8 protein-coding genes and 1 pseudogene are annotated in these 11,109 nt (G+C 69.9%); 6 read left to right on the forward strand and 3 right to left on the reverse strand.

Annotation, left to right across the window (positions count from 1 at the left end; translation table 11 throughout):
• Nucleotides 1-54 precede the first annotated feature (54 nt).
• Together DER29_RS08195 and fxlM are read right to left on the reverse strand one after the other, a co-directional pair.
• Nucleotides 55-210, reverse strand: coding sequence for an FxLD family lanthipeptide (locus DER29_RS08195; RefSeq protein ID WP_121396803.1), 156 nt, complete (start codon nucleotides 208-210; stop codon nucleotides 55-57).
• Between the two features lie 12 nt (nucleotides 211-222).
• Complete coding sequence (gene fxlM, locus DER29_RS08200; protein WP_199729420.1) at nucleotides 223-1,422, reverse strand: methyltransferase, FxLD system; 1,200 nt, start codon at nucleotides 1,420-1,422, stop codon at nucleotides 223-225.
• 580 nt (nucleotides 1,423-2,002) lie between these two features.
• On the opposite strand from fxlM, the gene DER29_RS08205 reads away from it, so the two are divergent.
• A complete protein-coding gene (locus DER29_RS08205; RefSeq protein ID WP_121396804.1) occupies nucleotides 2,003-3,388 on the forward strand; it encodes a helix-turn-helix transcriptional regulator in 1,386 nt (461 codons plus the stop codon).
• Here DER29_RS08205 and DER29_RS35115 read toward each other — a convergent pair.
• Nucleotides 3,361-5,196 (reverse strand): prolyl oligopeptidase family serine peptidase, encoded by a 1,836-nt coding sequence (locus tag DER29_RS35115; RefSeq protein WP_233599679.1) that lies wholly within the window; start codon nucleotides 5,194-5,196, stop codon nucleotides 3,361-3,363. The two genes, DER29_RS08205 and DER29_RS35115, sit on opposite strands and share 28 nt — an antisense overlap.
• 331 nt (nucleotides 5,197-5,527) lie before the next feature.
• Between DER29_RS35115 and DER29_RS08220 the strand changes: the two genes are divergently transcribed.
• The 5 genes and pseudogenes from DER29_RS08220 (at nucleotide 5,528) to DER29_RS08240 (ending at nucleotide 11,061) form a co-directional block, all read left to right on the forward strand.
• A complete protein-coding gene (locus tag DER29_RS08220) occupies nucleotides 5,528-7,909 on the forward strand; it encodes a nitrate- and nitrite sensing domain-containing protein (protein WP_121396805.1) in 2,382 nt (793 codons plus the stop codon).
• Nucleotides 7,906-8,316 carry a roadblock/LC7 domain-containing protein gene (locus DER29_RS08225; RefSeq protein WP_121396806.1) on the forward strand — a complete coding sequence of 137 codons (411 nt, stop codon included), beginning with the start codon at nucleotides 7,906-7,908 and terminating at the stop codon, nucleotides 8,314-8,316. The genes DER29_RS08220 and DER29_RS08225 overlap by 4 nt, the downstream gene beginning before the upstream one ends.
• Nucleotides 8,313-8,909 (forward strand): annotated as a pseudogene (locus tag DER29_RS08230) (ATP/GTP-binding protein). Before DER29_RS08225 ends, DER29_RS08230 begins: the two are co-directional and overlap by 4 nt.
• Nucleotides 8,910-8,952: 43 nt before the next feature.
• Entirely contained in the window at nucleotides 8,953-10,161 is a 1,209-nt protein-coding gene (locus DER29_RS08235) for an ABC transporter substrate-binding protein (RefSeq protein WP_121396807.1), read from the forward strand.
• Between the two features lie 36 nt (nucleotides 10,162-10,197).
• On the forward strand, nucleotides 10,198-11,061 hold the full coding sequence (locus DER29_RS08240; protein ID WP_121396808.1) for a branched-chain amino acid ABC transporter permease: 864 nt from the start codon (nucleotides 10,198-10,200) through the stop codon (nucleotides 11,059-11,061).
• The last annotated feature ends 48 nt before the right edge of the window (nucleotides 11,062-11,109 follow it).

Raw genomic sequence — 11,109 nt, forward strand, 5'->3', positions numbered from 1 at the left:
TCGACGGGCCCGGCGCGCTTGACGCCGGGCCCGATCGTGAGAGGAACGGTTTGGTCAGTTGCCGCCGTCGCACCTAGTCGTGCAGGCGTTGGAGCCGGTGTTGCCGGAGCCGCACCCGTCGTCGGTGGCGGTGGCGTAGCCGCCCGCGGTGGGGCCGGCGTCGACCAGGCTGACGTCCAGGGCGAACTCCGAGGCATCGGTTTCGTTCACGTGCGTTCCCTTCTATGCGGGGGTGAAGGTGAGGACGAAGCGGCTGTGCCGCTTGTCCAGCACCGTCCCGGCCGGCAGGTCGCCGTCGGGAGTACCAGCGGGCAGGACGTGCAGCACCGGCGAGGGGCTGCCCGCGTCCAGCCACGCGCGCATGTGTCCGACCATCCGACCGGCCGCCGCTGCGGCATCGGGCCCATGCGCACAGGCCCCCAGGTCGAACATGTCGTCGTCAGTCCAGCGCAGCGTCGAGCGGTAGCAGAACGCGCCGTTGTTGAGGGCCGCCGGTGTGCCGAAGCGCCACGCGGGGGCGACGACGCCCGCATCGACGGCTTCCTGCTGAGCCGTGAGAACAACGAACTGCTGTCCCGCATCGATGATGCGGGTCGCCAGCCACAGGTCGAGGTCAGCCAGGACGGTGCGAGGGGGCAGGCTCACCCCGGCCCATGCCTGCGCCGGTGGCTGCGCCAACAGCTCACCGACGGCGTGCCGGTTGACCTGCTGGTCCTCGTCCAGCCGCAGGTGGATCCCATCAGCGATGTCGACGTACCGCACCTCATGCGCCCCGGCGCCCTGCATCGACACGAACCCGCACAACCGCTGGCTGTGGCTGACCAGCCGGTCCCCCGTCCGACGCATTGCCCACGAGCGGGTCATCCCGAACGTCCGCAGCGGTACGACCAGCGTTCCGTTCTCGGCGAGCTGCGCTGTCCAGGCCGGGGAAATGTCCCAGGCGCCGACCGTGACGATAATCAGGTCGTATGAACGGCCCGGGTTGACCGGTTGCTCGGCGTCCGCGCACGCCACGGCCACGTCGTCGTAACCCGCCGCCGTGAGACAGGCGGTGGCCCGGTCGGTCACCTCGCGATCGATGTCTACGGTCGTGACCGAGCCCGACGGGCCGACCAGCTCGCGCAGCAGCGCGGCGTTGTATCCGCCGGAACCGATCTCCAAGACGTGGCGGCCGGACAATCCGCCGTCGATGGCGTCGGCTGCCTGACCGAGCATCTCCGCGATGAGCCACGGTGCCGACACCGAGCTGACGGCCTCGTCGCCGATCCGCTTGGTCACCACGGCCTGGTCGGCCCGGTACGCCTCCGTCAGCGCGGCATCCGGTGTGAACAGGTGGCGTGGCACGGACCGTAGCGCCGCCTCCACCTCGGGCCGCATGATCAGCCCTTTCTCCGCGTGATCAGCGACGAGCTGATCGACCATTGCGGCGTGGAGGTCCTCGCCGCTCGCCGTGTCGACACTCAATTGCGGTGCTCTCCCTTCCATCAGGGCCTCCAGATCGGATGCCCGTCGTTCCGCTCTTCTCGGCTCAACAGAGCCTCAAGCCGTTGGACTCACCAAGTCACGTCGGAGTCTGAAGTCGATGTGGCGCCGGTCACAGGTGGCGTCCCGCTGGCCCACTTGGGTGCTCATGCAATATGCGTGGATGTCCATGCGCATGCCCGTGCCTACGGCGGCAAGGCCGAGGGCGCAGCCAGCGTGTATCAAGATCACGGCGACGAAGCGGTCTCCTGCTCCACTGCAACCTCCCTCGCTCGTCCAAGTCGGAGGCGAATCTGACGAGTAGCCAGCGCCCCTCTCCACAATCAGCCGTCGAGCCGGTGGAGTGAATGCCAAGCATGCGGACGAAGCGGTTGTCCGCATGTGCGCCACAAATGAGCTTCTCCCGCATCCACGCATCTCGGCGTTCTTGGTTGCGCCACGCTGAATGCTGAGTGACCCTATGTGCTCGATATCCATGCTGCTCATCGCCATAGTGGTGCGAACAGCCCGAGGAGGCGCTATGGGCCAGACCCCGCGGATGCTCCAGCCGTCCCTGTCCGAGCGCCACTTCTTCGGTGCCGAGCTGCGCCGGCTGCGGGAGCGGGCCAACCTCTCGCAGGCACGACTCGGCGCGATGATCCGATTCAGCGCCGACCTGGTGCGTCGGATCGAGACAGCGGACCGTTTTCCATCCCGGGAATTCGTCGAGGCCTGCGACAGGGCGTTGGCGGCCGGAGGGGCCTTGACCCGCCTGCTGCCGCTTCTCGAGGAAAGTCGTGCCAGCGAGGGTAAGCGGATAGCGCCCCCAAGGGGTCCTACCAACGCCGGCCCTCTGCTGCCCGCCCAACCGGCCGAGACGCCCAGGGTGGCGGACATGGTTGTCCGTGTTCCCTTCCAGCCAGGCGTTCTTGACCGCGCCGCGCTGGACTGGCTGAACGCTTCAGCGGGACCCCGCCTGTCCGTTGCCGGACGACCCGGCTCGCCTGACCGAGTCGACGAAGAGAATCTTCACTCAGCGGAGACCGCCCTGGCGATGTTCCGGCAGCTGGATCACACCCATGGCGCTGGACGAGTCCACGCCCAGGTGCAGCGGTACGTCGAAGGCGAACTGAACCGGCTGCTGGCGAACACCCCCGCCTCCGAATCTGTCGCCCGCCACCTCTACACCCTGGCGGCGGGATTCTTTGAACTCTGCGGGTACCAGGCGGTCGACACCGGTGCCCATGGCCTCGCCCAGCGCCGCTACCTTCGCGCTCTACGTCTGACGGAAGCCGCCGACGACCGCCTGTATGGCAGCTACCTGCTCGCCGTGAACATCGGCCACCTCGCGCTACACTGCGGCCACCCCGAGCCGGCACATCGCATGGCGCTGGCGGCGGTGAAAGGAAGCGAGACCCAGGCGACGCACGCTGTGGCAGCCGCGCTGCACGCGGTGGTGGCGCGCGCGCACGCCCGCCTTGGACGCGAGGACGACTGCCTGACCCACGTCGCCGTCGCGGAGAAGGAACTGGCTCGCAGTAGGCCCGAGGACGAGCCGGCGTGGATCCGGTACTTCGACGCGGCGTACCTCGCCGACGAGATCGCCCACTGCTTCCACGACCTGGGCCGACCGCAGCAAACCCAGCGGCACCTGGGCGACGCCCTCACCGCGCTGAGCCCCACCCACGTCCGCCGACTCGCCATCGACACCGCGCTCCTGGCCTCGTCGCTGGCCGCTGCCGGCCGCATCGACGAAGCCTGCGCCATCGCACTCGAGGCGGTTGACCACGCCGCACGAACCACCTCTCACCGCTGTCTACAGCGCATCGTCGAGGTACAGGCCGACCTCGAGCCCTACCGGTGCGAGCCGGAGGTCCGCGAGTTCGACGAGTACGTGCGTCACCGACTACCGCTGGCAGCCGTGTAAGCCCCGTGACCGTTGGCCGCAGCCGCCATCACCGAGCGGTAGTGAGCCAGCTCCGCCTCCAACGCCGCACCCGCCTGGCTGGACGTCGCCACATAGTGACCAACATCAGGAAGGAGCATCACCTTGGGCGCCATGCCGAGAGACGCCAACTCGTCGGCGAGTTCGCGTACGTCCTCGACCACGGCCACCTCGTCGGCGGTGCCATGGATGAGCAGCACCGGCCGGTGCACAGCGGCGGCATGGACCCGGCCGGCACCACCTCGCAGCCGCATCGCGTGCGCCCGCTGGAACCGAGGTACCGTCTCTGCCCACCGGTCAGGATCCACGATCGCCGACACGGCGGTGGCGGCGGCGAACGGGCCGTCCTGTGCCACCGTGTGCAACGCGGTGTACCCGCCGGCGCTGGCACCATGGATGAACACCTGCCCCGGCACTGCCCGCCCGGTAGACAGCAGGTGGCCCGCCACCGCCGCGCAGTCATCGACGTCGTCCAGTCCCCATCGGCCGTACAGCGATTCCCGGAACGCCCGGCCGTAGCCGGTGCTGCCGAGGTAGTCGACATCAACGACGGCGAACCCGCGGCTGGTGAAGAACTGAGTCTGCCAGTCGAGGCGCAGCAGGCAGGAGGCGGTAGGCCCGGGATGCGCCCGGACGATTACCGGTGCCCGCCAGTCCGCCGCCGAGCCCGTCGGCGGATACACCAGGGCGAGCACCTCCCGATCGTTCGTCACTCGAACGCGCAGCTCCGTCGGCGTCGACACTCGCGTCCCGTCGAGTTCGGCGGGCTCGGGCCTGGCAAGCACCTCGACCTGAGAATGGGCGCCAGCCAGGTTCACGAGCGCGACCTGTGGGGCTGCGGTCGGTGACGATCCGATCAACGCCACGGTCGTCCGTCGGACGGCCAGATACGGCTTGATCGACGTGTACGGCAGGTCGACCGGGCGGACAGTGCCGTCGGGCTCGATGACGACAAGGCGGTGTCGCGGCCCCTCCTGCACTGCCACGACGATCCGGTCGTCGTCGAGGAAGCCGTACGACGTGTAGCCCAGTTCCCATGGCTCCGCGGCGCACTCACCCGCGATCGGTGCCACCGCCTTTACTTGGTGGCCGTCCCACCGGTAGAGGTTCCACCAGCCACTACGGTCGGACACGAAGTACAGCGCCCCGTCGGGTCCCCACCGGGGTTCCACCGCCGATTCATCCGGGCCGCCGGCCAGTTTCACCGGGTCCTCGATGACGCCACGCGGCGAGTAGGAGGCCACCCAGATCTCACACGCGTCCCAGGGCATGTCGCGCTCGCTCCACGCGGTCCAGGCCAACAACTCCGGACCTGGCCGAGGCGCACCGAGAAACCCTCGGGACACGGCGAGAGTCCGCATCTGCGGAGCACCGGTGAGCGATACCGCGACGAGTTCGTCACCCTGCTCCGACTCCCGCACAGCCAGCAACTCGCCGTCACCGATCGTCAGGTCACCGAAGGATCCCTGGCTGACCAGGTCGAGTTCCTCGCCGTGCCGACGGCTCCGGTAGAGGCCATCCCCGCCGACGCACCACAACGTTTCATCGGTGACAGCAAACGATCCGCCTCCGTACGCATGAACGCCGCTGCTGATATCGAAGCCCTCCGGGCTGACATCACGCTTGCCCTCGCCGGGCCGCCAACGTGTCACCGTCGCACCCCCGCCGGCTTCAGGGCGAGTCTCCAGCCAGTACAGGCCGCCATCACCGGTACGCAGTTGGTCATAGCTCACCGAGGCGCGGACGGCATCGTCCACCGACAACGCAGCGATCCTGTCGGCCAGCCCCACGGGTCCTCCTCGAACGACTTCGACGCGCGACCGGACGACAGCGAGCCTCGTCATCCGGTCGTAGGGGCACCGGCTAGGGCCCAGCGAAGGTTTCGGGCCACCGGGCCGGCGCGAGCGCTCAGACATGGCCGACTCTACGCCCAAGCGCCTTACCTGCCGCTGGATGTCCGCTCTTGAACTGCCCATCGCAGGTTCAATCTCGGCGAGGAAAAAGCCCATGCGGACAAGAGCTCTTGTCCGCATCTTCGGTATCGACCAAGCCATTTAAATCGAGCGACCATCGGGGCAGAGGGCCATTCGCGGATGGCACAGCAAGACGGAGAGGATTGTCGTGCCTGTTGCCAGGAGGCTTGCGCTCCTGTTGTTCATTCCGCTGGCGGCGACCCTTGTCTTCGCCGCGTGGGGTGTGGCGTCGACGAGTCGGCAAGCGCTCGACGCTGACCGATTGCAGTCCTTGGTCGCGGTGTCGGCCAGCGCGGGTGAGGCGATTCATCAGCTCGGCCGGGAGCGTGAGCTTGCCGCCCGCCTGGTATCGGATCCACAGGCAGGCCTGAATGCCTATCTGGAGCAGGTGACAGGTTCCGACCGCGCGGTGGACGCCTATCGGCGGCACCGCGACCGAGTGGACTCCGCCGGCCTGCGTGAGCTGGTTGGGCCGTTCGATGAGCAGCTTCGGTTGTTGCCGGCTCTTCGAGAGCAGGTCAGGGCGCGGTCAACGTCGTTGACGGCGGTCCTGGTCCGCTACCGCGTGTCGATCTCGCAGGGGTTGACGGTGCGGGAGAGCGTCGGTCAGGTGGGCGGTGCCGGAGGTGCCGTCGCGGATCAGCTGCGGGTGGCAGCGGCGCTGTCCCGGGCGGCGGAGTACGCGGCTATCCAACAGGTATCGGTCGCTACCGGCAATGGTGTGGTGCTGACCCCGGCGGTGCAGGCTGAACTGGCGGCGACGCGGGCCGGTTACGACGAGGCGCTGCTGGCGGTGACGCAGCGGTCGTCGGCACGGTGGCGGTCGTGGCTGGACCAGGCATTGATCGGATCGCAGGTGCTGGCGGCACAACGTTTCGATGACTCGGTCGCCCGTACCCAGGTCGGGCAGCGTCTGCGGGTCCACGCCAGGGCATGGACGGCGGCGACCAGCGAGCGCCGTGATCGCCTGCACGAGGTGCAGACCCGCGTTGACGGCGACATCGCCGCAAAGGTGGGTCGGCAGCGTACCGAGCAGTGGGTGACCACCGGTGTCTTGTCGGGTACGGCGGTGTCGCTCGTGGCCGCCGCAGCAGCGCTGACGTGGCGGCAGGGCCGGGCGTTGGCTCGGCGGCTGCGGCGAGTCCGTGACGCGGTCACCCGGGTCGCTGAGCGGGACCTGCCAGACCTGGTCCGCCGCGTCGACGCGGCGGATCCTGCCGACCCGGCGTCGGTTCCGCCGCCGGCGGCCGCGCTGGCATCCGGATCGGCGCGGGACGAGGTGGACGAGGTGGCCGCCGCGTTCGACTCGCTGGCGTTGAACACGTACCGGATTTCGACGGATCTGGCGCGGCAGCGGCGGGTGGCTGCCGGTGCGGTGGAGGCGGTGGGGCGGCGGTGTCAGGGGATGACGCATCGGCTGCTGCGCGAGTTGGATATGGCCGAGCGGGACGAGAAGGACGCCGCGACCCTGGCGACGTTCTTCGCGGTGGACAGTCTCGCCGCGCAGTTGCTTCACGCCACGCAGAGCCTGTTGGTGCTGTCGGGTCGGTCGTTGGGGGCGGTGCATCCGCAGCCGGCGGAGCTGGTGACGGTGGCGCAGGCGGCGCAGGGCCGGATCCAGGAGTACCGGCGGGTGCGGCTCGGGGTGATCGACGAGCGGGTGCTGGTGCCACCGCCGATGATCGATGACCTTGTACACCTGTTGGCGTCGCTGCTGGACAACGCGACCCGCTACAGCCCAGGTGACGCCCTGGTCACCGGGCACCTGCTGGGTAACCGGGCGATCATCCAGGTCACCGACACCGGTCCCGGCATCAAGCCGGACCTGCTGGCTCGACTCAACGCCGAGTTGGCCGAGCCCGCGCCGATGATCGAGGTGGAGCACATCCGGCGCCAGGGCCTGGCCACCGTCGCGCTGCTAGCCGCGGCGCACGGGCTGCGCGTGCGGCTACTGCCGGGACAGCCGCACGGCACGGTCGCGGAAGTCGAGATCCCCGCTGACAAGCTCCTGATCAGCATTCCCGAGCCGGCCGCGCTGCCCCCCGGCCCTATCGCCGGACGGCGTGCTCCCGGCGGCACACCTGCGTCCACCCTTACCCTGCCCGCGCCCACGGCGGTGCCAGCCCGGCGCGGCGGCTCGGCCGCCCTGCCCGCCCGACGCCGGCCGCCCGCCCCGAGCACGACCGATGGCCCTACTCAAGCGCTGCCGGTGATTCCGGTGCCCCGCCGGGCGACTGAGCCGGAGTCGACGCCGGCCTACGACGAGACAGCCCGACACCTGCCGCCACCGGCGTGGTTCGTTGAGGGAGCCACGGTGCACATGCCCTCCACTCCTGCGCGCGGGCTGCCCGGACAGGACACCACCACGGCCAACGGCCTGCCGAAGCGCCAGCCCAAGGCCACATTCACACCCCCGCCCCCGCCCGCTGCCGACGCGCCGGTCCGCTCGATGGGTGGCCTGGCCAGTACGGCGGGGGCCTACCAGCGCGGCCTCGACCGCCGCTTCCCCCAGTCGAAGGGCCAGTCATGAGTGATCTGAGTTTCCTGCTGAACAACAACCTGGTCGCCCGCGTACCGGGGATCAGCCAGGCCGTGGCGGTGTCGGCCGATGGGCTGCTGCTGGCCTGGACCGACGGGCTCAACCGGGAAGCCGCCGAACGTCTCGCCGCGGTCGCGGCCGGAATGAACAGCCTGCTCAACGGTGCCGCCCGCGACCTGTCCGCAGGCGGGGTGCGGGGCAACCTGACTGAGCTGGCTCATGGGTTCCTGATCCTGGTGTCGGTGAGCACCGGCGCGTCGCTGCTCACCCTGGCCACCCGCGACGCCGACCTCGCGTTCGTCACCGAAGAGCTCGGCCGCTTCGCCGACCAGGTCGGCGACCAGCTCACTCCCGCCTTCGCGGGTGCCCTCGCCGTTGTGGGAGCCGGCCGGCGATGAGCACACGCGCCATCGCGGCCCGCCCACCTGCGGGCGCGCCGCCGAATCTGAAGATCGTGCTGACCGGGCCGTTCGGCGTCGGGAAGACCACCCTCGTCGGAGCGGTCTCCGACATCGCGCCGCTGACCACCGAAGCCGCCATGTCGCCCGGCAACGCCGACGACACCTCCTATATCCCGGCCAAGACCACCACCACGGTGGCGATGGACTTCGGTCGTCTCGAGGTCGACGGTGTGACGCTCTACGTCTACGGCACCCCAGGGCAACACCGCTTCTGGTTCATGTGAGACGCCATCGTCCGTGGCGCCGCCGGCTCGGTGGTCCTCGTCGACACCCGCCGGCTGCAGGACTCGTTTCGACATCTCGACTACGTCGACCACGTCCGGCTGCCCTACGTCGTCGCGGTCAACCAGTTCCCCAATGCCCGGTCCTATCCCGTTTCCGCGATCCGTGAAGCCCTCGCCCTGACTGCGGACGTGCCGATCGTCGGCATCGATGCCCGCGACCGCGACAGCGTCCGCCGGCTGCTGATCGCCCTCGTCGAGCACGTTCTCACCCGTGCCGCGCCCCGCTCGGCGGCCACGCGGTCCTGACCGCACGGAACCCACCTGTCCCCCCGCACGAAGGAGCATCTTCATGTCTGTTCTCCGCCCACGCCCGCGACGCGGACTCGCCGCCCTGACCGTGGCCGGTGTCCTGCTGGCGGGTGCCGCGTGCAACAGCACCGCCACCGACTCCGGCACGGTCCGTGTCGGGCTGCTGGTGTCGCTGTCGGGCACCTACGCCACCGTCGGCGAGGACATGCGACGCGGCTTCCAGCTCTACCTCGACACGCACGACGGCAACCTCGGCGGCCGAAAGATCGACTTGGTCGTCGGTGATGAGGGCGACGGTCCGGCCACGGCCGTCCCGGCCGCGCAGAAGCTCCTCGAACGCGACCGGGTCGTCGCCCTGACCGGCCTGGTCGGTGGCGCGACGGTCGACAAGGTGCAGACCCTGACAACCGAGCGGAAGGTTCCGCTGCTCGGATCGAACGCGAGGCCGGCGTTCGCGCCGGTGGGCGGCAAGCCCCGCGACCTCGGCTACACGTGGCACACCTCCTACAACTCCGACGAGCCCGGCATCGCCATCGCCTCCTACATCAAGGCGCAGGTCGGCGACGGTGAGGTGTACGCGATCGGCCCGGACTACCAGGGCGGCTGGGACGAACTGCGCGGCTTCACCGACACCTTCACCCGCCTGGGCGGGAAACTCGCCAACCCAGACGGCAAGACACTGTTCACCCCGTTCCCGGCCACGGAGAACTTCCTGCCGTACCTGAACCGAGCCGCCGAGTCGAAGCCGAAAGCCGTCTACACCTTCTACGCCGGCGCGGCGGCGGTGGCGTTCGTCAAGCAGTACGCCCAGTCCGACCTGCGCGACGTTCCTCTCTACGCGGCCGGTTTCCTCACCGAAGGGTCCGTGCTCGCCGCGCAGGGTCCTGCCGCGACCGGGATCCGTAGCGTCCTCAACTACAGCCCGACCCTCGGCAATCAGGCGAACCAGGAGTTCGTCGCCGCCTGGTCCGCCGCCGGACACCCGGGCCAACCGACCACGTTCGCGATGGCCTCCTACGACGCGGCCGCCGTCCTCGATCGGGCGTTGTCCGCCGTCGACGGGCAGGTGACCGGGGAGAAGCTCAACGCCGCGATCGGGCGGGTCGGGCGGGTCGTGTCGCCGCGCGGGGACTGGCAGTTCGAGCCTACCGAGCACCGTCCGGTGCAGCGCTGGTACCTGCGCGAGGTCAAGCCTGACGGCCCGGTGCTGTCCAACGTCCTGCTGCAGGACCTCACCACCCTGCCCTGACCGAAACATCTACAACGAGAAGGGGGTGCGGTACGTGTGGACGCCTACCTGATACCCGCCGTCGACGGGGTCGCCTACGGGCTGCTTCTGGCGATTGCCGCTGCGGGGTTGACCGTCGCGTTCGGCGCCGGGGGTGTGCTGAACCTCGCGCACGGCACCCTGATCGCCGCTGGCGGCTACGTCGCCGCTGCCACCAGCTCGGGCACCTGGGCCAGCCTCGCCCTCGCCGCCGGCTACGCCACCCTCGTCGGGGCCGCCGGTGGTGGGCTGCTCGCCGCCGCGACCGCCGGCCTGCGCGGCCGCGGGCATCTCGACCAGGCGCTGCTCACCTTCGGTGTCGCGCTCATCGGCGCGGACCTGCTCACCACCGCCTACGGCCACGACACCCTGAGACCCCGCCTGCCCGGGGCGCTGGAGACGACCGCGGGGGTCGCCGGGCACCGGTATCCGGTCGACCGGCTCGCCGTGCTCGGTATCGCCCTCGTGGTCGTCGCGACGGGGTACGTGCTGCTGCACCGCACCCGCGCCGGGCAGCTCGTCCGGGCCACGGTCGACGACCGGGCCATGGTCGCCGGCATCGGTGTGAACCCCCGCCTGGTGGACGCGGCGGTGCTGGTGGCCGCCGGGGCTCTCGCCGGTCTCGCCGGGGCGTTGACCACCCCGATCCTCGGCGTCGGCCCGCACACCGCCGACACCACCCTGCTGCTGTCCCTGATCATCGTGGTCTGCGGCGGTTTCGGCTCCGTTCCCGGCGCGCTCGCCGCCGCCCTCGCCGTCGGACTCTTGCAGACCGTCGGCGTGACGTCCTTCCCCACGGTTGCCCCGTACCTGCTGATCACCGCCATGGCCGTGGTGCTGCTGGCCCGCCGGACCAGCCTTCCCGGACGGGCACCCGCATGAGCAGCCCGGGACCCGGCATGCCACCGACGGTGGCACGGGCGCTGGCGC

Source organism: Micromonospora sp. M71_S20 (assembly GCF_003664255.1).
Classification (GTDB): Bacteria; Actinomycetota; Actinomycetes; order Mycobacteriales; family Micromonosporaceae; genus Micromonospora.